At 61.3% G+C, this 23,777-nt stretch carries 23 protein-coding genes; all 23 read left to right on the top strand.

Annotated features, from left to right (window positions below; all coding sequences use genetic code 11):
* The first annotated feature begins 12 nt into the window (after positions 1 to 12).
* The 23 genes from ABHR75_RS02320 (at position 13) to ABHR75_RS02210 (ending at position 23,352) form a co-directional block, all read left to right on the top strand.
* On the top strand, positions 13 to 921 hold the full coding sequence (locus ABHR75_RS02320; RefSeq protein WP_006236128.1) for a dihydroorotate dehydrogenase: 909 nt from the start codon (positions 13 to 15) through the stop codon (positions 919 to 921).
* Complete coding sequence (pyrF, locus tag ABHR75_RS02315; protein WP_148346226.1) at positions 915 to 1,631, top strand: orotidine-5'-phosphate decarboxylase; 717 nt, start codon at positions 915 to 917, stop codon at positions 1,629 to 1,631. Before ABHR75_RS02320 ends, pyrF begins: the two co-directional genes overlap by 7 nt.
* Positions 1,632 to 1,870: 239 nt before the next feature.
* On the top strand, positions 1,871 to 2,179 hold the full coding sequence (gene mihF / locus ABHR75_RS02310; protein ID WP_006236130.1) for an integration host factor, actinobacterial type: 309 nt from the start codon (positions 1,871 to 1,873) through the stop codon (positions 2,177 to 2,179).
* Positions 2,180 to 2,749: a guanylate kinase gene (gmk, locus tag ABHR75_RS02305; protein ID WP_055309885.1), complete on the top strand. Its 570-nt coding sequence runs from the start codon at positions 2,180 to 2,182 to the stop codon at positions 2,747 to 2,749.
* Positions 2,750 to 2,754: 5 nt separating this feature from the next.
* A complete protein-coding gene (locus ABHR75_RS02300) occupies positions 2,755 to 3,036 on the top strand; it encodes a DNA-directed RNA polymerase subunit omega (RefSeq protein WP_346963523.1) in 282 nt (93 codons plus the stop codon).
* Positions 3,037 to 4,281 (top strand): tRNA uracil 4-sulfurtransferase ThiI, encoded by a 1,245-nt coding sequence (gene thiI / locus ABHR75_RS02295; RefSeq protein ID WP_346963522.1) that lies wholly within the window; start codon positions 3,037 to 3,039, stop codon positions 4,279 to 4,281.
* A gap of 213 nt (positions 4,282 to 4,494) precedes the next feature.
* Positions 4,495 to 5,208 carry a helix-hairpin-helix domain-containing protein gene (locus ABHR75_RS02290; protein ID WP_346963521.1) on the top strand — a complete coding sequence of 238 codons (714 nt, stop codon included), beginning with the start codon at positions 4,495 to 4,497 and terminating at the stop codon, positions 5,206 to 5,208.
* A complete protein-coding gene (locus ABHR75_RS02285; RefSeq protein ID WP_346963520.1) occupies positions 5,205 to 7,508 on the top strand; it encodes a DNA internalization-related competence protein ComEC/Rec2 in 2,304 nt (767 codons plus the stop codon). The genes ABHR75_RS02290 and ABHR75_RS02285 overlap by 4 nt, the downstream gene beginning before the upstream one ends.
* 78 nt (positions 7,509 to 7,586) lie before the next feature.
* On the top strand, positions 7,587 to 8,549 hold the full coding sequence (holA, locus tag ABHR75_RS02280; protein WP_195568771.1) for a DNA polymerase III subunit delta: 963 nt from the start codon (positions 7,587 to 7,589) through the stop codon (positions 8,547 to 8,549).
* A 133-nt stretch (positions 8,550 to 8,682) separates the two neighbouring features.
* On the top strand, positions 8,683 to 8,949 hold the full coding sequence (gene rpsT / locus ABHR75_RS02275) for a 30S ribosomal protein S20 (protein WP_022094714.1): 267 nt from the start codon (positions 8,683 to 8,685) through the stop codon (positions 8,947 to 8,949).
* A gap of 96 nt (positions 8,950 to 9,045) precedes the next feature.
* Complete coding sequence (gene lepA / locus ABHR75_RS02270) at positions 9,046 to 10,857, top strand: translation elongation factor 4 (protein ID WP_117770326.1); 1,812 nt, start codon at positions 9,046 to 9,048, stop codon at positions 10,855 to 10,857.
* 4 nt (positions 10,858 to 10,861) lie between these two features.
* A complete protein-coding gene (dusB, locus tag ABHR75_RS02265; RefSeq protein ID WP_346963519.1) occupies positions 10,862 to 11,905 on the top strand; it encodes a tRNA dihydrouridine synthase DusB in 1,044 nt (347 codons plus the stop codon).
* Positions 11,906 to 11,907: 2 nt separating this feature from the next.
* Positions 11,908 to 13,140 (top strand): radical SAM family heme chaperone HemW, encoded by a 1,233-nt coding sequence (gene hemW / locus ABHR75_RS02260; RefSeq protein WP_195233615.1) that lies wholly within the window; start codon positions 11,908 to 11,910, stop codon positions 13,138 to 13,140.
* Between the two features lie 58 nt (positions 13,141 to 13,198).
* A complete protein-coding gene (locus tag ABHR75_RS02255) occupies positions 13,199 to 14,302 on the top strand; it encodes a DnaJ domain-containing protein (protein WP_346963518.1) in 1,104 nt (367 codons plus the stop codon).
* Positions 14,303 to 14,383: 81 nt separating this feature from the next.
* Positions 14,384 to 15,532 carry a molecular chaperone DnaJ gene (gene dnaJ / locus ABHR75_RS02250; RefSeq protein WP_099431798.1) on the top strand — a complete coding sequence of 383 codons (1,149 nt, stop codon included), beginning with the start codon at positions 14,384 to 14,386 and terminating at the stop codon, positions 15,530 to 15,532.
* A 9-nt stretch (positions 15,533 to 15,541) separates the two neighbouring features.
* Positions 15,542 to 16,834, top strand: a complete 1,293-nt coding sequence (locus ABHR75_RS02245; protein WP_138112648.1) for a MiaB/RimO family radical SAM methylthiotransferase — start codon at positions 15,542 to 15,544, stop codon at positions 16,832 to 16,834.
* Complete coding sequence (locus tag ABHR75_RS02240) at positions 16,815 to 17,801, top strand: PhoH family protein (protein ID WP_138112646.1); 987 nt, start codon at positions 16,815 to 16,817, stop codon at positions 17,799 to 17,801. Before ABHR75_RS02245 ends, ABHR75_RS02240 begins: the two co-directional genes overlap by 20 nt.
* Positions 17,798 to 18,307, top strand: a complete 510-nt coding sequence (gene ybeY / locus ABHR75_RS02235; protein WP_117654802.1) for an rRNA maturation RNase YbeY — start codon at positions 17,798 to 17,800, stop codon at positions 18,305 to 18,307. Before ABHR75_RS02240 ends, ybeY begins: the two co-directional genes overlap by 4 nt.
* 9 nt (positions 18,308 to 18,316) lie before the next feature.
* On the top strand, positions 18,317 to 18,694 hold the full coding sequence (locus tag ABHR75_RS02230; protein ID WP_099431794.1) for a diacylglycerol kinase family protein: 378 nt from the start codon (positions 18,317 to 18,319) through the stop codon (positions 18,692 to 18,694).
* A 12-nt stretch (positions 18,695 to 18,706) separates the two neighbouring features.
* Positions 18,707 to 19,774, top strand: coding sequence for a GTPase Era (era, locus tag ABHR75_RS02225; protein ID WP_175406045.1), 1,068 nt, complete (start codon positions 18,707 to 18,709; stop codon positions 19,772 to 19,774).
* Positions 19,775 to 19,789: 15 nt separating this feature from the next.
* Positions 19,790 to 20,539, top strand: a complete 750-nt coding sequence (gene recO, locus ABHR75_RS02220) for a DNA repair protein RecO (RefSeq protein WP_138112644.1) — start codon at positions 19,790 to 19,792, stop codon at positions 20,537 to 20,539.
* A 138-nt stretch (positions 20,540 to 20,677) separates the two neighbouring features.
* The gene (gene rpsO, locus ABHR75_RS02215) at positions 20,678 to 20,956 is read left to right on the top strand and encodes a 30S ribosomal protein S15 (RefSeq protein WP_035138510.1); all 279 of its coding nucleotides are present in this window, start codon (positions 20,678 to 20,680) and stop codon (positions 20,954 to 20,956) included.
* 149 nt (positions 20,957 to 21,105) lie between these two features.
* Positions 21,106 to 23,352 (top strand): polyribonucleotide nucleotidyltransferase, encoded by a 2,247-nt coding sequence (locus tag ABHR75_RS02210; RefSeq protein WP_346963517.1) that lies wholly within the window; start codon positions 21,106 to 21,108, stop codon positions 23,350 to 23,352.
* Positions 23,353 to 23,777 lie beyond the last annotated feature (425 nt).

Genomic DNA, 23,777 nt, shown 5'->3' with positions numbered 1-23,777 from the left:
GGTACCGTGAACATGGCCGTCGATTTCGGCGGCGTCAAGATGCAAAACCCCATCAACACCGCAGCCGGTACCTTTGGCTACGGCTGGCAGTTCCAGAACTTCTTTGATGTTTCCCAACTGGGCGCCATCACCACCAAGGGTTGCGCAGCCGAGCCCTGGCCCGGTAACCCCGCGCCCCGCATGGCCGAGATCCCCGGCGGTATGATCAACTCCGTGGGCCTTCAGAACCCCGGCGTGGCCGCCTTTGCTCGCGAGTCCGGTCCGTGGCTCGAGCAGCTCTCCAAGGACGGCTGCCAGGTCATCTGTCAGGTTGCCGGCCACTCCGTTGACGAGTTTGTCCGCGCACTCGAGATGTATGTCGAGCTGTGCCCCTGGGCTGCCGGCTACGAGATCAACGTGAGCTGCCCCAATATCGCCGCCGGCGGTGCCGCCATGGGCTCCACGCCCGAGGGCGCCTCTTCCGTTATGGCTGCCTGCCGCAAGGTGACCGATAAGCCGCTGTTCGTGAAGATGGCGCCGGTCAACGTCGCCGAGATCGCCAAGGCCCTCGAGGCTGCCGGCGCCGACGGCCTTTCGGTCATCAACTCCATTCAGGGCATGGCCATCGACGTCCATACCCGCAAGTCCCGCGTGGCCAAGCCCAAGGGCGGCCTTTCGGGCCCGCTGTGCCACCACATCGCCGTGCGCATGGTCTGGGAGGTTGCCCAGGCCGTCGATATCCCCATCAACGGTGTCGGCGGTGTCATGACCGGTGAGGATGCGGCTGAGTTTATCCTGGCCGGTGCCACCTGCGTGTCGGTCGGCATGGCCAACTTCGTCGATCCGTGCGCTTCGCTCAAGATCGCGCATGAGCTCGAGGCCTGGGCCGAGTCCCAGGGCGTAAAGGACATCAACGAGCTGGTAGGTGCTTTCGAATGCTAGAGACCGATGCCCGCGACCGCGTAATCGTCGCCCTCGACTGCGATCGTGAACGTTCGCTCGAGCTCGCCCACGAGCTTTCGGGCCATGCCGCCTGGCTCAAGGTTGGCATGACGCTCTATTACGCTGAGGGCCCCGAGATCGTCAAGACCTTTAAGGACCTGGGCTTTAAGGTCTTCCTTGACCTTAAGTTCCATGATATTCCGCATCAGGTTCGCGGTGCCGCCCGTTCGGCCTCGCTTGCCGGTGCCGACCTGCTCTCGGTTCACGGCTTGGGTTCGGGCGCCATGCTCGCTGCCTGCCGCGAGGGTGCCGAGGAGGCGCGCGAGGACCGCGCCAAGCTCGTCGCCATCACCGTGCTCACGAGCATGAATCAGGATGCCTTGAGCGAGATCGGCGTCGAGTCGCCCGTGGCCGAGGAGGCCGCCCGCCTGGCAAAGCTCGCTCAGGCCAACGGCATCGATGGCATCGTGTGCTCGCCGATGGAGGCTCACGACATGCGTGAACTGCTGGGCCCTGATGCCCTGATCGTGACTCCGGGTGTGCGTCCGGTGGGTGCCGCCTTAGGTGACCAGTCCCGCGTGGCGACGCCTTCCCAGGCTATCGAGCGTGGCGCAAGCCACATTGTGGTGGGCCGTCCCATCACCGGTGCCGACGATCCGGTTGCCGCCTTTGACGCCATCGTCGCTGAGCTGGTCGAAAACGTCGCGTAAAAGATTCCCCTAAGTCACCACTTTTGGGTTTCATTAGCACAAAATAGCCCCTGTGCCTGCGTAAACTTTCCCATCCTTTGTGTGGAATCGCAGGTCAGGGGCTTAACTTTGGGCGCAGTATATTGCACTTTTTGCGGGTATCGTCTAACCTATGGAGCCGCGATTGGGCATTTTGTACGTTCTACGTGCTAAAATGCCAATTATTGAATCAGATATAACCCAACTACTTGGAGGTACGAATGGCACTCCCTCAGCTTACCGATGAGCAGCGCAAGCAGGCTCTTGAGAAGGCTGCTGCCGCACGTCACGCCCGCGCTGAGCTTCGCGAGCAGATCAAGAAGGGCGAGAAGTCCCTTGAGTCCGTGCTCAACTCCGATGACCCCATCGCTTCCCGCATGAAGGTTTCCACCCTCATCGAGTCTCTCCCTGGTTATGGCAAGGCCAAGGCCGCCAAGATCATGGAGGAGCTCGGTATCTCCGCTACCCGTCGCGTCCAGGGCCTCGGCGTCCGTCAGCGCGAGCAGCTCCTCGAGCAGCTGACCAAATAAGTGAGCGCTCAGGATTCCAAGCTCTTTGTGATTTCTGGACCGTCAGGCGCAGGCAAGGGTACGCTCGTCACTCGTGTGCGCGAGCGCCGCTCGAACCTGGGCCTGACGGTTTCGGCTACCACGCGAGCACCACGCAAAGGTGAGGTCGACGGCGTCAACTACTTTTTTCTGACGCGCGAGGAGTTCGACCGCCGCGTGGCAAACGGCGAGTTTGTTGAGTGGGCCGAGGTCCACGGTAACTGCTACGGCACGTTGGTGAGCGAGGTCACATCCAAGCTCGCCTCGGGCGCGTCTCTGATTTTGGAGATCGATGTCCAGGGCGCCCTGCAGGTGAAGGAGCGTTTCCCCGAGGCCGTGCTGATCTTTATCAAGCCGCCTTCGCTTGAGGTGCTCCGCGAGCGTTTAGTCGGTCGCGGTACCGAGACGCCCGAGACGATTGAGCTGCGTATGGCAAACGCCGCCGATGAGCTTGCCCTTGCCGACCGCTACGACGACGTCGTGGTTAATGACGATCTCGACCGCGCGACCGATGAACTCGTTCGCGTTCTCGATATGCATGAAAGGAACTGAGGTCCGTGTCCGTTGTAAAGCCTTGCATTGACGATCTTCTGGAGAAGACCGATCACAACCGCTTCCTGCTCGCTTCGCTTGCCTCCAAGCGCGCCTGCGACATCAATAGCATGCTGCGTGGCCAGCACAACCGCGTGCTTGCCGTCCAGGATGTCGATGACATCACCATCAGGCTTTCCGGTGCCGATACCATCTCGATGGCTATGGACGAGATTGTCGACGGCGACATCTCTTACGACGAGGCCCGTTACGAGAAGGCGCTCGGCCACAAGGTTGCTGAAGCCTAAATGGCGGCTCGCGTCTGCCTGGTCCACTATCACGAGGTTGGACTGAAGGGTAAGAACCGCGCACATTTTGAGCATATCCTCATGGATAACATCAAGGCGGCCTTGGCCGCCTTTTCCGTGAATGCCGTGTCTCGAATTTCCGGTTATATCCTCGTGACCTTTAACGAGCATCAGGCCGACGAGGCGGCGCGTGTCATTCGCACCGTTCCCGGCGTTGCCCGTGTATCTTTGGCGTATCACACTAACCGCGACCCGCAGGAGTACTGTGCCGCCGCCGTCAAGGCGCTGCGCGAGTTTGGTCCTTTCGATTCGTTTAAGGTGCACGCCAAGCGCTCCAATACCGACTATGAGCTCACCTCGATTGATATCAATCGTCAGGTGGGTGAGGTACTGTGCGAGGCCTTCCCCGATAAAAAGGTTCAAATGCACGACCCCGATGCGATGGTGCACGTACTGGTGGTCCAGGGTAGCGTCTACGTGTATGCGCGCTCCGAGCGTGGCGTGGGCGGTCTGCCGGTGGGTTCTGCCGGCAAGGTCGTGACGCTGTTGTCGTCGGGTATCGATTCTCCGGTGGCGACCTGGATGCTCGCGCGTCGCGGCGCGGTGTGCGTGCCGGTACATTTCTCCGGTCGTCCGCAGACGCCCGATACGAGCGAGTATTTGGTGCAGGACATCATCCGTGCGCTTGAGCCGGGTGTCCAGATCGGCCGCCTGTACGTGGTGCCGTTTGGCGACTGCCAGCGTGAGATTTCGGTCACCTGTCCCAGCAACCTGCGCGTGATTATGTATCGCCGCATTATGTATTCGGTTGCCGAGCGCATTGCACACATCGAGGGTGCCAAGGCTATCGTTACGGGCGAATCACTTGGGCAGGTTGCCTCCCAAACGCTTGAGAACATCATGGCCGTCAACGAGGCCGTGAAGATCCCCGTGTTCCGTCCTCTCATCGGTTCGGACAAGCAGGAGATCATCGCGCGTGCCCAGGAGATCGGCACGTTTGATATCTCGACCGAGGCGGCGCCCGATTGCTGCACGCTCTTTATGCCGCGTCGTCCCGAGACGCATGCCAAGCTCGATGCCGTGCATGAGGCCTGGGAGCTGTTCGATCACGAGGAGATGATCGAGCGCCTGCTCAAACAGACCGAGTATATCGATTTTGGCAGCAACACGTATAAGGCCCCCAAGACCTTAAAACGCAAACATTCGGAGCTCGCTCCGCGTGAGATTTACCAAGATCACGAGTAATTTGTTGCATAGGCCGGCGATGTTTTTGCATCGTCGGCCTTTTGCTATCTGGGCGTTTTGCGACTAAGTGTTCATTTGCTGACGTGTGCCTGAATAAATGGACAGATTTGTGCAAGATTTTGGTCGGCTTTTGGTTTGACCGCTAAAACCGGTTTTGGGGCGTGGCTGTTACAGGGCTCCTTTCCTGACACGATGGTGTTGGGAGGTTTTGCTATGGCGCAGCGCGAACAACACGAACGGGTCAAAAAGATGGACCGCTTGGCGGACAAGCTGCTCGGTCATAAGGCAGTGGTGATGGCGATACTGGTCGTCATTGCGATGTCGAGCGGCTTGGCGATGGCGAACCTTGGCGGCGGTGCCGGCGCCGTGTCGTTTGAGCGCACTGACGGTTCGGGCTCGTTGGTGGAGCCGGGATCCGGTGATGCCTCGAGCGGAAAGACATCCGAAGGTTCTTCGACTAAGGCTTCTGCCGCGGCAGAGGTCTATGTCGATGTCGATGGCGCCGTTGTGTCGCCCGGTGTATATCGTCTCAAGGACGGCGCGCGGGTGGCTCAGGCGATTGATGCCGCCGGCGGGCTGGCGCCCGAGGCAGACGTTACGGGGCTCAATCGGGCATCCAAGGTCGTCGATGGACAAAAAATCCACGTTCCAACGGAAGGGGAGCAGCAGGCGCCCATTGCGGAAGCCGATGTTGATGGTGGGGCTTCCGCATCATCGGGCGTGAGTGGCGCAACAGGCCTAGTAAACATTAATACGGCAAGCTCGGCAGAGCTACAGACGCTTTCGGGCATCGGTCCCTCCATGGCCCGGTCGATTATCGATGAGCGGACAAAGAACGGTGCTTTTGCCTCGGTTGACGATCTGATGCGTGTGTCGGGAATCGGCGAGAAGAAGCTTGCCAAAATCAAAGATTGCATCTGCGTATGAGTGCGACCGAGCGCGAACATGTGATGCCTCCGCGGCCCCTGATGCCATGGACGATGGCCCTGTGTGCCGGCATGTGCATGAGCTGCGCCTTGGTGCTCAACGTGGCCGCTGATGCGCTGCTGAGGGAGCAGGCGTCGGCGGTCGGGCTGCTATGGGCCATTCCCGTTGCGGCGGCGGTATTCGTTGTGCTGGCTCAATCTTGTGCGTGGCTTGCCCCTTGGAAGTGGTGGCTGTATGCCGCGTCCGTCGGTCTCGTGGCGGGAGCGGTCGTCTCGGCGTGGTGGGCTGTGGGCACGCTAGGCGCCTCGAAGGCGCTCGACGGTCGAGCGGCAAGCAGCCTCGAGTTTGTCGTGCAGGGTGATCCATCCATAAACGACGACGTGTATTCCTATACCTGCGAGGCGCGCGCGGACGGTAAGAACTTGGCAACGGTTCGCCTATCGTGTGACCGCGAGCTCAAGGTCGGGGCGCACGTGCGTGTTATCGGTCGCGTTTCACGTTTTGAGAACGATGCATATGGACGATCGCGCGTGCTCCGAGGCGAGGTGCGCAAGGTTCAAGCCGTTCGGATTGTGCCGGTCGATGAGGGCTCTCCGGGGCCGCTGCTTCGGCTGCGAAATGGGCTGCTTGCGTCCATTGCGCCTGCGACCGACCCGGCGCGTGCGCTCATAGCCGGTGTCGCCTGCGGTCGTTCGGCCGAGCTGCGCGCCCAGCCGGCGGGCGATTGGTTTTCGGTGACGGGGACGGCGCATCTTATCGCCGTCTCGGGCAGCCATTTGGCTATCGTGGGGTTTGTAATCGAGGGCGCATTGCAAAAGACTCGGTGCTCACGTGGTCTTCAGCGGGCGATATTGGCGATAACGCTTGTTGGCTACGCTGCCTTTACGGGCGCGTCTCCTTCGGCCGTGCGCGCGTGCTGCATGGTGTTCGCGACGCTTGTCGTAAACGGCGCGGGGCGTCGCCGGCACGGCGAATCGGCACTCTTCGTAACCATGTCCATCTTTGTGCTACTGCGGCCGACGGTGCTGTTCGAGATGGGCTTTCAGCTTTCATGTGCCAGCGTCTTAGCCATTCTGTGCTTTTGCCCCTATGCGACCTACGCTTTGGGTGAGCTGGGTGTGCCATCGGGCGTTGCCAGCATGCTTTCCGTCACGCTGTGCTCGCAACTGGCGACTCTTCCCATTACCATTCCCGCCTTCGGTACGTTCTCGCTCATTGCTCCGCTGGCAAATGCGGTCATCGGTCCGGTGGTGAGCGTGCTGCTTGCTGTGTCGATCGTGCTGGTTCCCTTTTCGCTCGTGGCGCCGTTGCGGACTTGGGCGCTCGTTGTGCCCATGATTGCCGCCCGTTGCGCGCTGTTCTTCGAGCAGCTGTTTGCCGCCGTGCCGGATGCATCCGTGAGCGTGCCGCCCGATAGCATGTGGATTTACCTAGTGCCGTGTGTGCTGGCGGTTCTGCTGGTCTGGTGGCCGCGTCCCCGCGCACGTCCTATGGCGGTGGGGCTTTCATGCCTGGTGCTCTTGGCTGCGATTCCGTACGTCTACTGGGATCGATTCGCTCCGCCTTCGGTGACGGTGCTCGATGTGGGCCAGGCGGATGCGATTCTTATCCGCCAGGGCGACGCATTAGCACTCGTCGACTGCGGGCTCGATGAGCGCGTGGTAGCGGCGTTGGTTCGCAATAACGTGCACCATATCGATGCCGTCTTTGTGACGCATTGGGATGAGGATCACTGGGGTGGTCTACCTGCCGTGCTCGAACAGTTTTCGGTCGGAACGATTGCCGTGGCGGCGGATGCGTTGGAGGATGCTCCTGCCGAGGTATTGAATCGACCTGGCGTTGAGTATCGGCAGGTGCGCCGTGGGGATACGGTCGACATCGGCTCATTTTGTGCCCGCGAGATGTGGCCGTTCGAGTCCGTAGATGGCGAGGGAAATGAGGACTCGCTTGTCCTGCTACTCTCTTATGTTCAGGAAGGCAAGAGCCTGCGTATGCTCCTCACTGGTGATGCCGAGCTCGACCAAGAACGGGAATTCGTGCAGGAGGTGGGGGATATCGATGTCCTTAAACTTGGGCATCACGGCTCCAAGGTTTCAGTCGATGGTGAGTTGCTGGATGTCCTGAGACCCGAGCTTTCCCTCGCGAGCGCCGGCAAGGGGAATCGATACGGTCATCCGTCGGATGCCTGCATCGATGCCGTTCAGGAAGCGGGCGGTGCGTTCGCATGCACCATCGAACACGGTGATATCACCATCAGCCCGACCGCAAAGGGCTTTGCGATGCGATGCCAGCGACCGTGACGACGTCGATGGCGTGTGGTGGGCCCCTGGGCTAGAATGGCACGGAACGAATACGAAGGCCTGCGGGAGGGGAGCGTAATGTCCGAAACCGGTCTGCTGCCGGCATATCTGATCGTCGGTACCGACGGCGTCAAGCGCGATCACGCCGTCTCGCGTATGAAGGCGCGTCTGGAAAAGTCGGGAATGGTCGAGTTCAACCTCGACGAGCGCGACATGACCAAGGACCCCGATATCGAGTCCATTATCGGATCGCTTAACACCTTTCCGATGGGCAGCGAGTTTCGCTTGGTAATCCTTGATGGCTGCTCAAAGCTCGCTAAGGCGGTCTCGGAGCCGCTTGTCGACTATCTGGCGAGTCCCAGCCCCACGACGGTCTGCCTCATCATCGCCGACTCGCTTGCCAAGAACACGCGCCTGTATAAGGCGATCGCCAAAATCGACAAGAAGGCCGTGATCGATTGCTCCGGCACCAAGCGCTGGGAGTTACCGCGCCGCGTGCAACAGATGGCGACGCAGCACGGCAAGTCGATCTCGACGGCGGCCGCCGAGGAGCTCGTCTCGCGTTCGGGTGAAAACACTCGCATGCTCGATAACGATTTGGCTAAGCTTGCCCAGATGGTCGAGGCGCCCCAGATTGAGCTTGCTGATGTGGAGCGCTGGATTGTGCGCACGGCCGAAGTCCAGCCCTGGGACTTTCTCAATGCGGTCTCGGCCCGTGACATGCGACGCTCGCTCGAGCTCTTCAATCTACTGCCCGCCAAGAGCTACGTGTGGACTTACACATTGCTGTGCGGCCGCATCCGCGAGCTTATCGTTGCCAAGGCGCTCGATGCGCGCGGACAGGGTCGTGAGCTGGCCGCAACGCTTAAGCTCCAGTCCTGGCAGGTCAAGAATCACCTGACCTGGGCACGTCGCTTTTCGATGGCAGAGCTCGTTGCCGCGCTCGAGGGCGCGGTCGATGTGGAGCTCGCGCTGAAGGGTTCGGCCGATTCTCAGACCGCGCTTTTGCTCTGGATTACGTACATCTTGAGAAAATCGTGATGATACCTGCCTATTTGACAAATTCGTTCTATCCCTTTGAGGGGGAGCGTGCTATAGTAGGCGCTTGCATGACCTCACCGTGTCTCAGAGGTGTCATACATTTTTTGCAAGGAACTCGAAAGGAACTCCAGAAGTGGCAAACATCAAGTCTCAGAAGAAGCGTATCCGCACCAATGAGGCAGCTCGCATGCGTAACAAGGCTGTCAAGTCCGAGCTCAAGACGCTGACCAAGCACGTCCAGTCCGCCGTTGCCGAGGGCGACGCCGAGAAGGCCCAGGCTGCCCTCAAGACCGTCACCAAGCGTCTCGACATGGCTGCCGCCAAGCATGTTATCCACAAGAACCAGGCTTCCAACCGCAAGTCCGGTCTTGCCAAGCTCGTGAACAGCATCAACGCCTAAGTTGTAAATTTCACACCACACAGATTACGCGCATAAATGGAGCCTGTTTTATGGAACAGGCTCCATTTTTTGTACCGCTCGGGTAAGATAGTCCGCATGAATACTTCAATTGACATTTCCCACATCCGCAACTTCTCAATCGTTGCGCACATCGACCATGGCAAGTCCACGATCAGCGATCGCATCCTCGAGCTCACCCATACCGTCGACGAACGCGACATGGAGTCGCAGCTGCTCGACACCATGGATATCGAGCGCGAGCGCGGCATCACGATCAAGTCCAATGCCGTTCGCGTGTCCTATGACGCCGACGATGGCGAGACGTATCAGTTCAATCTGATCGATACGCCGGGCCACGTGGACTTTACCTATGAGGTCTCGCGCTCGCTGGCAGCCTGTGAGGGCGCGGTGCTCGTTGTCGACGCCACGCAGGGCGTCGAGGCGCAGACCGTCTCCAACGCGACGCTCGCCATGAACGCCAACCTGGACATTGTGCCGGCCATCAACAAGATCGACCTGCCCTCGGCCCATCCCGACGAGGTTAAGACCGAGATCGAGGATGACCTGGCGATCCCTGCCGATGATGCCGTGTGCGTCTCGGGCAAGACCGGCGAGGGCATCCACGATCTGCTGGAGTCCATTGTCTTTTTGATCTCTCCGCCCAAGGGCGATGCGAACGCGCCGCTCAAGGCACTCATTCTGGATTCGTACTTCGACGAGTATCGTGGCGTCGTCGCCACGGTGCGCATCTTTGACGGCTCCATCAAAAAGGGCGATACCCTGCGCATGATGCAGGCAAAGGGCGACTTTTTGGTCGATGGCGTGGGCGTCAAGCGTCCCGCCGAGACCCCGGTCGACGCGCTCACGGTCGGCGAGGTCGGATACGTGGTCACGGGCCTGAAGGACCCCGAGGCCGTTCGCGTGGGCGATACCCTCACGTGGGCGTCGAATCCCTGCCCCGAGCCGCTTCCCGGCTACCGCGAGGCCAAGCCCATGGTCTATACGGGCCTGTTCCCGATCGATAACAAGGACTACGAGAACCTGCGTGACGCGCTCGATAAGCTGCACGTCAACGACCCGTCGTTGGTGTGGGAGCCCGAGACCTCGGTGGCGCTCGGCTTTGGCTTCCGCGTGGGCTTCTTGGGCCTGCTGCACATGGAGGTCGTCAAGGAGCGCCTGGAGCGCGAGTTCAATCTTGACCTCATTGCCACGAGCCCCTCGGTGGACTATCACGTCTACAAGACTGACGGCGAGATGATTGATGTCCGCAGCCCGCAGGATCTGCCCGAGGCTACGCGCATCGAGCGTATCGAGGAACCCTACCTCAAGGCCAAGATTATCTGCCCGCCCGAGTATACGGGTGCCGTCATGCAGCTCGCTATCGAGCACCGCGGCATTACTACCGACATGATTCATCTCACGAGCAAGTCGGTCGAGATGCGCTTTGATATGCCGCTCGCCGAGCTCATCTTGGACTTCTTTGACCAGCTCAAGAGCCGTACCAAGGGCTATGCTTCGCTCGACTACGAGTTCAACGAGTATCGTCCCTCCGAGCTCGTCAAGCTCGATATCTTGCTTTCGGGCGACGAGGTGGACGCGCTGTCGTTTATCGTCCACAAGGACAAGGCCTACGGTCTTGCCCGCGGCCTATGCGACAAGCTCAAGGAGATTATTCCGCGTCAGCTGTTCGAGGTGCCCATCCAGGGTGCTATCGGCAACAAGATCATTGCCCGCTCCACCGTCAAGGCGCGTCGCAAGGACGTGCTTGCTAAGTGCTACGGCGGCGATATTTCGCGTAAGCGTAAGCTGCTCGAGAAGCAGAAAGAGGGCAAGAAACGCATGAAGGCCATCGGCTCGGTCGAGGTCCCGCAGGAGGCCTTTATGGCGATCCTCAAGGTGGACGAGTAGGTCTATGGCGCTTTCCGAATACAGCAAGCGGCTGCTGGGCGCCTATGCCGAGCAGCCGTTCCTTATGGCTCCCATGGCGGGCGTAACCGATCCCGCTTATCGCATCATGTGCCGCCGCCGCGGTGCCAATCTCGCCTATAGCGAGATGGTGAGCGTGGCGGGCCTTGCCTATGCCAGCAACAAGACCTGGCGCCTGGTGCTACCGGCCGACGAGGAGCAGCAGATTTGCGTGCAGCTCTTTGGCTCCAAGCCCGAGCAGTTTGCGAGTGCCGTCGCCGCCGTCGAGGAGCGTGTGGGCGATCGCCTGTCATTGATTGATATCAACATGGCCTGTCCGGCTCGCAAGGTCGTTACTAAGGGCGAAGGCTCGGCGCTTATGCGCACGCCCGACCTGGCCGAGAAGATTGTCGAGGCAGCGGTGGGCGCGGCGCATGTTCCCGTGACCGTGAAGATCCGCAAGGGTTTTTATGCCGAGGACCGCAACGCCGCAACGTTTGCCCAGATGCTTGAAGGGGCGGGCGCCTCTGCAGTTGCCGTGCACGGTCGTTGTGCCACGCAGCTCTACACCGGCCAGGCCGATTGGTCGGTTGTCGATGAGGTTGCCGACGCCGTCGAAATTCCCGTTATCGGTTCGGGCGATGTGTTCTGCGCCGAGGATGCCGCGGAGCATCTGCGCAGTTCTGGTGCCAGCGCGGTGTTTATCGCGCGCGGCATCTACGGCAATCCGTGGGTGTTCGGTGATGCTCGCGCCCTTGCGCTCGATGGCATGCCGGTGCCGGCGCGCAGCTCCGTTGAGCGCCTAGACGCCCTGCGTGAGCACCTAACGCTGACGCATGAGCTCCTGCCGCTCATGTCGCGTGCCCGTACGTACGCAAGCTGGTACTTAAAAGGCATGCCCCATGCCGCCGCTTGGCGTGCTCATGTGGTGCACTGCTCCACGTACGAGGAGTTCATGGCGCTGGTCGATGAGATCGAGCGCGATGTGGTGGCCTGCGAGGCTGCCCTTGCCGCCGGCGAATCGGTGCCCCCTCATCCGCTGGGGGCTTAAGGGTGGCCGTTACCGCGCTGTATGCGCACGTGCCGTTTTGCGCCCAAAAGTGCCGGTACTGCGACTTTGACTCACGCAGTTTTGCTCCGTGCGACCTGAGCGCTGCGCTCGATTTCTATTTTGAGCAGTTGTTCGCGCGTCTCGATGCTTTTGGCAAGGCTGGGGCCCTTGACCAGATCCGCACCGTCTATGTTGGCGGCGGTACGCCGTCGCTGGCGGGGGAGCGCCTGGTGGAGCTGGTGCGGCGTATTCGTGCGTGGTGCGCCCCCGTTGAGTTTACCTGCGAGGCCAATCCCGAGTCGCTGACCGCCGAGCTTGCCGCTGCGCTTGCCAAGGTTGGTGTCACACGCGTCTCTCTGGGCGTGCAAACGCTCGATAACACCGAACTTACTGCCATCGGCCGTATTCACGATGCCGATCGGGCGCTCGCCGCCATCGCGACGGTCAAGAACGCTGGGCTTGACGTGTCGTGCGACCTTATGTGCGGACTTCCCGGGCAGACCGCAGCGAGTTGGAAGCACACGCTCGATGGCGTGCTGGCGGCGGCTCCGCATCATGTGTCGGTCTACCCGCTTACGCTTGAGGAGGGGACGCCCCTTTATCGCATGGCGTGCCGCGACGAGTCGGTCGAGCCCGACGAGGATTTTCAAGCTTCGTGCATGGATGTGGCGCGTGAGCGTCTGGGTGCGGCCGGCTATCACCCGTATGAGGTGGCAAGCTATGCGCTCGACGGCCATGAGTGCGCCCATAACATTGCCTACTGGACCGGACGGGGCTACCTGGGCCTGGGTCGTTCTGCCGCGGGCATGCTCGACGCCGGGGATTTCGACCGTCTTGCAGGTTTGTTCCCCGGTGTTTCTTCTCGAGGCGTTGCGTACCGCGTGCGTCTGGTGCAACGTGACGATGACGCGACGGCGTTCGAGACTGAATATCTGTCGCAGCGTGAGGCTGCGGCTGAAGACCTGATGCTCGCTTGTCGCATGACGCGCGGTATTGCGTCCGATCTGTTGGTTCGTGCAGCTTGCGTCATCCCAACGGGCGAGCTGGCAGCTGCCTGCGATCGCGCGCTCGAATTGGGTCTTGCCACTTGGGTGCCCGAGACGCTCGGAGTCCATGAGGGACCCTTCACTTCGGCAGACGTCCTCGCGGGCCATGTCCGAGCTCGTCTGGCGCCGACACACCTGGGCTGGCTCGATGGAAATGTTCTGTTCGAGCTGTTTTGGGATCTAGCTTAGGCCGCTCGGGTAGAATTACCGGAATATATACGCTGCTGTGAGCAGGAGGTTGCCGCGCATGGCGACGATGAACGAAAAAGATTACTACGAGATTTTGGGTGTCTCCAAGGACGCCACCTCGCGTGATATTCAAAAGGCCTTCCAGCAAAAGGCCCGCAAGCTCCATCCGGACGTCAACAAAGAGCCGGATGCCGAGGAAAAGTTTAAAGAGGTTTCCGAGGCCTACGCCGTGCTTTCGGACGAGCAGAAGCGTTCGCGCTACGACGCCATGCGTTCGGGCAACCCCTTCGCCGGCGCTCCTACGGCTTCGCCCTATGGCGGCGGCTACGCCGGCAGCGCGGGCTATGGCAATCCCTTTGAGGGCGGTTTTCCCTTTGGTGGCGCTTGGGGCCAGCCGCGTCGCGGGCAGGCTGCCTACAATCCCGAGAACGGCGCCAACGTGGTCGTTGATATCAAACTCGACGCCAAGGAGGCCAAGGGCGGTGCCCGCAAGACCGTCCGCTACACGCGCTTCGATACCTGTAACAACTGCGGCGGTTCGGGCTCCGTTTCGTCTGAGCATGCCCATACCTGCCCGAGCTGCGGTGGCCGCGGCCACATCGACGTCGACCTGTCCTTCCTGTTTGGTGCGGGTACGTTCCAGTCGGTCTGCCCCGAGTGCGGCGGTTCCGGTAAGGTCGTGGCCGACCCCTGCCCTGATTGCGGCGGCAGCGGTCGTACTCGCGTAACCTCCGAGCAGACGATTGAGTTTCCTGCCGGCACGCACGATGGCGACGAGGTCCGCATTGGCGGCATGGGTCATGCTGGCACCAACGGTGCCGCGGGCGGCGATCTGGTCGGCCGCGCCCATGTTGAGGCCGAGCGCTTGGAAGGCAAAGCTCGTACCGGTTTTTACCTGATGGGCATCGTGGCGCCGTTTTTGGTACTCTCGGCCATCTCGGGCGTGTTCTCTGCCTTTGCCGTGATGTGCTTTATTCCGTTTACCATGGGCCTGTTCATGGTGCTTTCGGACGGCGTGCTTCATCGCAGCTTGCTGTGGTGGAAGCGCGGTGCGATGCAGTTTGCCAACGGTTTTGCCAACGGCTTCATGTTCGCGCTCGTGTCGGTTTGGTTCGCGAGCTGCTCGCAACGGGCCATGCTTTCGCCGTACCAAATGCAATAACATCAAACCCTCTGTTTGCGGCCGGCCTTGCTTGGGTATAGGACGCACTGTGACAATAATGAAAGTCGGAAGGATTCGGTCGTGTCGGAAAATAGGGATTACTACGAGGTACTTGGCGTCGACAGGGATGCCGACGCGCGGACGATTAAGCGCGCGTTTCTAAAGAAGGCCCGTACCGTACACCCGGACGTTTCGGACGACCCCGAGGCCGAGGCCAAGTTTAAAGAGCTTAACGAGGCATATTCCGTTCTTTCCGATGAGCAGAAGCGTGCTAACTACGACCGTTACGGCACTGCCGACGGCCCTGGTGGTTCAGGCTACGTCGATATCAACGATATCTTTGGTGGCATGGGCATGGACGACTTGTTCTCGTCGTTCTTTGGCGGCGGTGCCGGCGGTGGCGCCCGCAGCCGTCGCGAGCGCCGCCGGGGTCGCGATATGGCCATCTCCCTTTCGGTGACGCTCGAGGAGGCGGCACTCGGCTGCAAAAAGACGATCAGCTATGACCGCCTTGCTCCTTGCGAGGACTGCAATGGCACCGGTAGGGCAGAGGGCGCACAGGAAAAGCAGTGCGGCCGCTGCCACGGTACGGGCTACGTCACGACGGTTCAGCGTTCGTTCCTGGGCCAGGTTCAGTCTTCCTCGCCTTGCCCTGACTGCCATGGCGAGGGCACGGTTATCGACCATCCCTGCGAGACCTGCGACGGTCAGGGCCGCACGCCTTCGCATGAAAAGATTGACATCGATATTCCCGCCGGCGTTTCGACCGGTCGCCAGCTGCGTGTGAGCGGCTTTGGCGAGGCCGGCCTTCGCGGCGAGCCTTCGGGCGACCTGATTGTCAACGTGCGCGTTGCCGACCATGAGCGCTTTAAGCGCAACGGTGACGACCTGTACCTGGTGAGTGATATCTCGATTGCGCAGGCTGCGCTTGGCTGCGAGATCGAGGTCGAGGGCATTATGCCCGACGAGGTCGTTAAGGTGACGGTTCCCGCCGGCGCCCAGTACGGTGATACCGTGAGCGTCAATAATTACGGCATGCCGCGCATTGGCGGTGGCGGTTCGCGTGGCCGCCTGATCGTGCAACTGCGCGTGGTCGTTCCCACCAATCTTTCCAATAAGCAGCGCGAGCTGCTCCGTGCTTTTGCCGATGAGATGGGCGATGACGTTGCTTCTGGTAAGAAGTCGGTGACCGACCGTATCAAGAGTGCTCTCGATGACATCCTCGATTAAGGAGCCCGCGTGCTCGCACCCCATATTTCCGTCGTCAACCTCGGTTGCCGTGTCAACCGGGTTGAATCCGACCGTATCACTGCCGATCTTATGCGCCTGGGCTTTGCGATGGTGGAGCCCCAGGATGCAGAGCTGATCGTCATTAACACCTGTGCCGTTACGGGCGAGGCCGAGGCCAAGACCCGTAAGGCCGTTCGCCATGCTCTGGCCCATCCAAACGAACCCTATGTGATCGTGACCGGATGCGTTGTCAATTTGCATCCCGAGGAGCTGCTGGAGCTTTCGGACCGCGTGATTGCCGAGCCGTCCAAGATCGATGTTGCCGACCGCGTTTGCGAAGTGCTAGGCGTTGAATCCGACAGCGTCGCCGCTTGCAGCGATAGCGATGTGGTCGATGCGCTTGGGCGCTCCCGCTTGGGCGTAAAGATCCAAGACGGCTGCAATCACCGCTGCACCTACTGCATCGTGTGGAAGGCGCGCGGCCCCGAGCGCTCCGTGCCTGTCGAGTCTGTGCTCGAGCAGGTGCTCGAGGCCCAGGAGGCCGGCGTGCCCGAGGTCGTGCTGACGGGCGTGAACCTCGGTGCCTACGACGGCAAGAGCGCGACCGACGAACACGTGGAGATCGACGAGCTGCTCGAGACCATCATGGAGCGCACCTCGATTCCCCATGTGCGCATTTCTTCGGTGGAACCCATGGATATCTCCGAGCGCCTGCTGAAGGTCATGGCTCGCTATCCGCAGCGTATCGCCCCGTTTTTGCACCTGCCCGTGCAGTCCGGTTGCACGGCGACCCTGCATCGTATGGGCCGTCCCTATAGCGCTGAGTCCTTCGAGGGCACGGTGCGTATGATTCGCGAGATTTTGCCGCAGGCTTCGCTTTCGTGCGATGTCATCGTCGGTTTTCCCGGCGAGACGGACGAGGAGTTTGAGGAGTCGCTGGCGCTCTGCCGTCGCGTGGGCTTCTCGCGTATGCACGTGTTCCGCTACAGCAAGCGCCCCGGCACCTTGGCGGCCGATATGCCCGACCAGGTGGCGCCCGAGGTCATGGCTGAGCGCAGCCGTCGCATGCGCGCGGCGGCCCAGGAGCTCGCCGTTGCCGACGCCCGTCGCCGCGTGGGCTCCGTCGAGCGTGCCGTGCTCGAGTATGGCGACAACCTGACGCTCGGCTCCTTCCATCATGCCCGCCTTGACGATACCCGTGGACTCACGGCCCCGTGCCTGCTCGATGTTGCTATCATCGGAGTCGATGATTCCGGCTTGGTCCATGCACGCAGGGAGGTTCATGGAAGCCTCGAAGATTAGACTTACCGTTCCCGAGGGAATTGACCCCTCTCGTGTGCTGGGCGCTGGTGACGGCGTTCTGCGCACGCTCGAGGGCCTGGTTCGCGCCCACGTGGTTGCCCGTGGTGACAGCATCGCCGTGGGCGGTGACCCGGATGAGGTTGAGCTCGTGGCGCGCTTTTTCGAGCATGCTTTTCGCGAGGCGGCCGCCGGGCGCACACTGTCTGCCGACGATGTCTCTCGCTGCCTGGCCGTCTTGCGCGACGGTGAGCACGAGGCTACGTCGCTTCGCGATGACGTGCTGCTTTCGTATCGCGGCCGTGCCATTCGCCCCAAGACGCTGGGCCAAAAGCGCTATGTGGATGCCATCCGCACGCATACCATCACGTTTGGCCTGGGTCCTGCCGGCACCGGTAAGACCTATCTGGCCATGGCGCTCGCCGTTGCCGCGCTCAAGCGCCACGAGGTGGGCCGGCTGATCTTGACGCGTCCGGTTGTCGAGGCGGGGGAGAACTTGGGCTTTTTGCCCGGCACCCTCGAGGAAAAGATCGATCCCTACATGCGTCCGCTCTACGACGCCCTTTTTGACATGATGGATCGCGAGCGCACCGATGAGCTTATGGAGCGTGGCGTGATCGAGATCGCCCCGCTTGCCTACATGCGCGGCCGCACGCTGAGCGATGCCTTCGTGGTGCTCGACGAGGCGCAAAATACCACGCCTGAGCAGATGAAGATGTTCCTGACGCGCTTGGGCTTTAACTCCAAGTTTGTGATTACCGGCGACCTGAGCCAGCGCGACCTGGTGGGTCGTCGTGGCGGTCTTGCCGACGTTGAGCAGATTTTGGGCCGTGTCGACGATGTCGCATTTTCGCACCTCGAGCGCGCCGACGTGGTGCGCCATGCCTTGGTGGGACGTATCGTCGAGGCATACGACACTTATGATGACGTGCGCGAGCAGCGCCCGCGCGACCGAAAGGAGTCCCGTTGAGTGTATTGATCAGCAACGATGCCGAGCTCGATACGCTGCTCGATGCGCAGGAGGTGGAGCACATCTGCGAGGTCGTGCTTGCCGCCGAGGGCGTTGAGCGTGAAGTCGAGATTTCCCTTTCGTATGTCGACGAGGACGAGATGCACGAGCTCAACCACGAGTGGCGCGGTATCGATCGCACCACCGATGTACTCTCGTTTGAGTGCGATTCGGCCTTTGACGATGACATTCCCGCCGATGAGACGCTCGAGCTCGGCGATATTATCTTGGCCCCGCAGGTTATTGCCCGTCAGGCCCCCGGTTTTGGCAATAGCCCCGCTGACGAGTGCCGTCTGATGCTCGTTCACGGCATGCTGCACCTGCTGGGCTATGACCACATCGAGGACGACGAGGCCGAGGTCATGGAGGCCCGCGAGGACGCCATCCTGCGCGATTTGGCGCTCGAGCGCGGCGAGGACCCCAAGCTAGTCCACGTCGGCCCCATCACCAACCACGCCCACGACTAGGAGCCGTCTATGATTCCCGGATCGAACAAGGACCATCCGTCCTTCTTAAAGTCGTTTTCTTACGCTATGGAGGGCTTCGTCACCGCCGTCAAGACCGAGCGCAACATTAAGGTCATGCTCGTGGCGGGCGTGTGCACCGTCATTGCAGGCTGCATCGTGGGGCTCGACATTGCCGAGTGGGCCACGATTATCATCTGTTGCGGCCTGGTGATCCACGGCGAGCTTTGCAATACCGCCATGGAGGCCATCGTCGACCTGGCGACCCAGGAGCTCCATCCGCTGGCCAAGCGTGCGAAGGACATCGCCGCCGCCTCCGTATACGTTCTTTCCATCACCGCCGCGATTGTGGGCTTGCTGGTATTTGCCCACGCGCTCGGCTTTATTTAGAAAGGGATTCCCATGTCCGACAATATGCAGCCTACCGATGAGATTTTGGACGACGAGTCCCTGGACGCGGTGGATACCGAGGAGCTCGAGGATGTCGAGGAGTTCGACCCGTTTGAGGGTATGAGCGACGAGGAACTCGACGCCCTGTGCGACGAGGACGACAACCTCGCGGGCTTTGGCGACGTGGAGCCCGGTTTCCGCAGCGGCTTTGTGGCCCTGGTCGGTCGTCCCAACGCTGGCAAGTCCACGCTGCTTAATGCCTGCTATGGCAAAAAGGTCGCCATCACCTCGCCGGTGGCCCAGACGACCCGCCGCCGCATGCGCGCCGTCGTTAACCGTCCCGGCTACCAGCTGGTCTTTGTCGATACCCCGGGTATCCACAAGCCCAAGGACGGTCTGGGTTCCGAGCTCAACAAGAGTGCGTTGTTCGAGCTGAACGATGTTGACGTCGTCGCGTTTTTGATTGATGCCACCAAACCTATCGGCAGGGGAGACGCTTGGGTTGCCGAGCGCGTCAGATGCGCCCGTTCCAAGAAGGTTCTGGTGCTCACTAAGGCCGATGAGGCCGACCCCGCACAGGTCATGGAGCAGCTTAAGGCTGCCCACGAGCTCATGGAATATGACGATGAGATCGTGACGTCGTCGGTCAAGAACTTCAACGTCGATGCCTTTATCGAGACCGTTGCGCACTTTTTGCCCGAGGGTCCGCGTTGGTTCCCCGAGGACATGGGTACCGACGCTTCCGATGAGACGCTCGTTGCCGAGTTTGTGCGCGAGAAGGTCTTGCGCCGCACCCGTGATGAGATTCCGCACTCCGTTGGCGTGATCTGCGATGCGCTTGAGCAGACCAAGAAGGTGCTGCGCGTGCACGCCACCATTTACGTCGAGCGCGAGGGCCAAAAGGGCATCATCATCGGCAAGGGCGGCGAGATGATCAAGCATATCGGTATCGACGCCCGTCGCGATCTTGAGCGCATCTTTGGCACGCAGGTCTTTTTGGAGCTGGACGTGAAGGTCAAGGCCGGCTGGCGTGACGACGAGGCCCAGATTCGCCGCTTTGGCTATAACGCCGAGGACTAAGGACGCGCGGCGCGCATGGCAGGCTCCCGGACATATCGCACGAAAGTGGTCGTGCTCGATAAGACTAAGCTCAAAGAGACCGACCTGATCTTGACGATGCTTGACGAGCGGGGGCGGCAGGTTCGTGCCGTGGCAAAGGGCGCCCGCAAACCCGGCGGACGCCTGGCTGCGCGCTGCGAGCTGTTCTGTACGGTCGATATGCTGCTCGCACATGGACGGTCACTCGACGTGGTTTCCCAGGCCGAGCTTATGGAGGCGCCGCTCGGCGCTGCGCCCGATTACGAGACGACCTGCGCCGCAAGCGCGATCGCCGAGGTTGCGCGCGTGTGCTCGTTCGAGGACGCCGAGGACCCGTTTACCTTTGCCATCACGCAGCGAGCGCTTGCCCTGGTGGGCAGCGGGCTTGACACGGCGCATATGGACCTACTTGTGGCGGCATATGTCTTTAAGCTGCTGTCGCACGTTGGCTATCGACCCGATTTTTCGGCCTGTGTGCTGTGCGGAGACCCCATGCTGTCGTATTTTTCAGCCCAGGCGGGCGGTCTCATGTGCGGGTCGTGCGCGTCGAGCGTTCCAGGTGCCGAACTGGTGTCGACCGGTGAGACCGCATGGCTGCGCGCCCTCATGTCCATGACCTTCGATGCGCTCATGGCCGAGCGAATCGACCCGCATACGGCGGCATTCCTGCTCGGGCTTTCGCATGTTTGGGCTGCGACGCACACCGATCAGCGCCTCCGCGCGATGGAATTCATGTTGGGTCGGTGATGATGCGCAGGCGCGGGCTGCTTGTGGTAACATACCGACCTGTTGGTACCTCGACCTTGGTTGTTCGCTCCACCGGCGGCTTCCCAGTCCGAGGCGAATCGAGTCGCCCGTGGGCGACGCAAAACGAAAGGTGAAACAATGACTGTTTCCAAAGAGCGCAAGGCGGAGCTGACTGCCCAGTTCGGTAACACCCCGGTCGACACCGGCAACCCCAAGGTTCAGGTCGCCATCCTGTCCGAGCGCATCAAGGAGCTGACCGAGCACATGAAGTCCCACCAGAAGGACTTCCACACCCGTCGTGGCCTGCTCATGCTCGTCGGTCGTCGTCGTCGTCTTCTTTCCTACATCAAGAAGAACGACATCGTCGAGTACCGTGAGCTCATCAAGGCTCTGGGCATCCGCGACAACATCCAGTAGGATTTGTACATGCTAAGAGCGTCCTGCGCAGCGGGGCGCTCTTTTTGTGTAAGGGCGCGAACAATCACGCTCTGAAGCGTGGCGGGGGCAGGGGGCCCGCGTCACATGAGAAGCCCGCAGGCAAGGGGCCTGTGGGGTAAAGGAGAACAATGACACTCGTATCCAAGACCTTTGAGCTGTACGGCAAGACCTACACCTTCGAGTCGGGCGAGCTTGCCAAGCAGGCCACCGGCGCCTGCCTGGTCAAGCAGGGCGACACCACGATGCTCGACACCGTGGTCGTCTCCAAGGAGCGCAAGAACTACGACTTCTTCCCGCTGACCGTCGACTTCAACGAGAAGATGTACGCCGCAGGGCGCATCCCGGGTGGCTACCTCAAGCGTGAGGGCCGTCCCAGCGAGAAGGCCACGCTCACCGCGCGCATGATCGACCGTCCGATTCGCCCGAGCTTCCCGGACGGTTTCCGCAACGAGGTGCACATCGTCGCCACCTCGCTTGTCGCCGACCAAGTCAACCCCTTTGACGTCATCAACGTCATGGGTGCTTCCCTGGCCATGACGCTCGGCGGCGTGCCCTTCGAGGGCCCGCTTGCCTGCGTGCGCATCGGCCGCAACGTGGAGACCGGCGAGTTTATCGTCAACCCCACCTACGAGGAGCGCGAGAACTCCGATCTGGACCTGGAGCTGGGCGGATCCGCCGACTTCATCTCGATGGTCGAGGCCGGCGCCGAGGAGATCTCCGAGGACGACATGCTCGCCGCCATGAAGTTTGGCCAGGAGGCCCTTGCCGCTTTCTGCCAGGCTCAGGACGAGTTCGTCGCCGAGTGGGAGCAGGTCAACGGCCCCATCGTCAAGAAGGAGTACCCGCTCGACCAGCCCGTCGAGGAGGTCCAGGAGCGCATCTTCGCCCACTACGACGAGATGGCAGCCGCCCTTCGTGACGCCGACAAGCTCTCCCGTATCGGCAAGGTTGAGGCTCTGAAGGAGTCCATCCGTGCCGAGTTCACCGAGGAGGAGCAGGCCGCTTGGGAGCGCGAGATCCCCGTGGCGCTCAAGAAGCTCGAGAAGAAGGCCATGCGCACCATGGTCGTCGAGACCGGTGAGCGCGTCGACGGTCGTGCCGCCGACGAGATCCGTCCCATCATGGTGAAGGACAACTACCTGCCGCTCGTTCACGGCTCCGGTTTGTTCCAGCGTGGCCAGACCCAGGTGCTCTCGGTTCTTTCGCTCGGCATGCTCAACGAGGGCCAGCGTCTGGATACCATCGAGCCCACCGAGGGCAAGCGCTACATGCACCACTACAACTTCCCGCCTTTCTGCACCGGCGAGACCGGCCGCATGGGCAGCCCCAAGCGCCGCGAGATCGGCCATGGCAATCTGGCCGAGCGCGCTCTGCTTCCGGTGCTTCCCGACGAGAACGAGTTCCCCTACGCCATCCGCGTCGTCTCCGAGGTCATGGAGTCCAACGGCTCCTCTTCGATGGCTTCGACCTGCGGCTCCACGCTCGCCCTTATGGACGGCGGCGTGCCCATTAAGCGCCCGGTCTCCGGTATCGCCATGGGCCTGATCCAGGAGGAGGGCAAGACCGTGGTGCTGTCCGACATCCAGGGTCTCGAGGACTTCCTGGGCGACATGGACTTTAAGGTCACCGGCACCACCGAGGGCATCACCGCCCTGCAGATGGACAACAAGGCCACCGGCCTCACCTTCGACATCCTGGCCCGCGCTCTGCAGCAGGCCAAGGAGGGTCGCGCCTTCATCCTGCAGAAGATGCTCGATGTGATCCCCGAGCCGCGCCACACCACGCGCAGCACCGCTCCGCGCATCGTTTCCATCCAGGTTCCGACCGACAAGATCCGCGACGTCATCGGTTCCGGCGGTAAGGTCATCCGCGGTATCCAGGACGAGACCGGCGCCTCGGTCGACATCCAGGAGGACGGCACCGTCTTTGTCGGCGGCACCGGCGAGTCCGTCGACCAGGCCGTCGAGCGTATCAAGCTCATCATCAAGGTTCCCGAGCCGGGCGAGGAGTACACCGGTCGCGTGGTCTCCATCCAGCCCTTCGGCGCCTTCGTCAACCTGCTGCCCGGTAAGGACGGCCTGCTGCACATCTCCCGCGTCGCCAAGGGCCGTGTGGAGAAGGTCGAGGACGTCCTCAATGTGGGCGACGAGGTCAAGGTCGTCGTCATCGAAGTCGATGACCGCGGCAAGATTTCGCTCGATCGTCTGGATAAGCCCGAGGCCCCGGCTCGCGCCGAGGGTGCCTCAGAGGGCGACGGCGAGCACTTCCAGTGCCGTGAGCGTCCGCGTCGCGAGCGCTCCGAGCGCAGCGACCGTCCGCGCCGTCCCGGCGACAACGGAGGCCGCAAGCCCCGCCGTCACCACGACGCCGAGTAACAGCTACACATAAGCAGCTCAACAAGGGCGACTCCGGACTGGGGTCGCCCTTTTGCTATTCCCGGCGGGGTCCGCGGATAAAGTTTCCTGCTCTACAGTCCTGCTCACGACGGAGGCCACATTAAGTGGTCTCCTGTTCGTGCGGAACTCGCGATAAACTTTATCCGCGGACCCCGCCGGGAATAGCAAAAGGGCTGGTTGATGCGGGTTTCGATTTTGTCAGACAGTCTATTCAGTTATATGAATTCAGATCTTTAGATAAACGCATGTGCGGCATTACCCCAGATACAACCGACCAAAATAAACCTGTCCCTATTTGTCAGGTCTGGGGCCATCGGGGGCCGGGGCGGGTTAAGTTTGTCGCGAGTTCCGCACGCAAAGGAAAGCACTTAATGTGCTTTCCGTCTTGCGCAGGACTGTAGAGC

This window comes from Collinsella aerofaciens, assembly GCF_039752955.1.
Classification (GTDB): domain Bacteria; phylum Actinomycetota; class Coriobacteriia; order Coriobacteriales; family Coriobacteriaceae; genus Collinsella; species Collinsella aerofaciens_BI.
The sequence above is the reverse complement of the archived record's forward strand: the minus strand, read 5'-3'. Positions and strand labels throughout refer to the sequence as shown.

Excerpts from the sequence above, each read along its gene's own strand:
- dusB (WP_346963519.1), top strand. The coding sequence starts at position 10,862 with ATGGCGCTTTCCGAATACAGCAAGCGGCTGCTGGGCGCCTATGCCGAG.
- ABHR75_RS02285 (WP_346963520.1), top strand. The coding sequence starts at position 5,205 with ATGAGTGCGACCGAGCGCGAACATGTGATGCCTCCGCGGCCCCTGATG.
- ABHR75_RS02240 (WP_138112646.1), top strand. The coding sequence starts at position 16,815 with ATGGAAGCCTCGAAGATTAGACTTACCGTTCCCGAGGGAATTGACCCC.
- ABHR75_RS02320 (WP_006236128.1), top strand. The coding sequence starts at position 13 with ATGGCCGTCGATTTCGGCGGCGTCAAGATGCAAAACCCCATCAACACC.
- rpsO (WP_035138510.1), top strand. The coding sequence starts at position 20,678 with ATGACTGTTTCCAAAGAGCGCAAGGCGGAGCTGACTGCCCAGTTCGGT.
- ABHR75_RS02255 (WP_346963518.1), top strand. The coding sequence starts at position 13,199 with ATGGCGACGATGAACGAAAAAGATTACTACGAGATTTTGGGTGTCTCC.
- thiI (WP_346963522.1), top strand. The coding sequence starts at position 3,037 with ATGGCGGCTCGCGTCTGCCTGGTCCACTATCACGAGGTTGGACTGAAG.
- ABHR75_RS02290 (WP_346963521.1), top strand. The coding sequence starts at position 4,495 with ATGGCGCAGCGCGAACAACACGAACGGGTCAAAAAGATGGACCGCTTG.
- ABHR75_RS02210 (WP_346963517.1), top strand. The coding sequence starts at position 21,106 with ATGACACTCGTATCCAAGACCTTTGAGCTGTACGGCAAGACCTACACC.
- recO (WP_138112644.1), top strand. The coding sequence starts at position 19,790 with ATGGCAGGCTCCCGGACATATCGCACGAAAGTGGTCGTGCTCGATAAG.
- pyrF (WP_148346226.1), top strand. The coding sequence starts at position 915 with ATGCTAGAGACCGATGCCCGCGACCGCGTAATCGTCGCCCTCGACTGC.
- era (WP_175406045.1), top strand. The coding sequence starts at position 18,707 with ATGTCCGACAATATGCAGCCTACCGATGAGATTTTGGACGACGAGTCC.
- ABHR75_RS02230 (WP_099431794.1), top strand. The coding sequence starts at position 18,317 with ATGATTCCCGGATCGAACAAGGACCATCCGTCCTTCTTAAAGTCGTTT.
- lepA (WP_117770326.1), top strand. The coding sequence starts at position 9,046 with ATGAATACTTCAATTGACATTTCCCACATCCGCAACTTCTCAATCGTT.
- mihF (WP_006236130.1), top strand. The coding sequence starts at position 1,871 with ATGGCACTCCCTCAGCTTACCGATGAGCAGCGCAAGCAGGCTCTTGAG.
- holA (WP_195568771.1), top strand. The coding sequence starts at position 7,587 with ATGTCCGAAACCGGTCTGCTGCCGGCATATCTGATCGTCGGTACCGAC.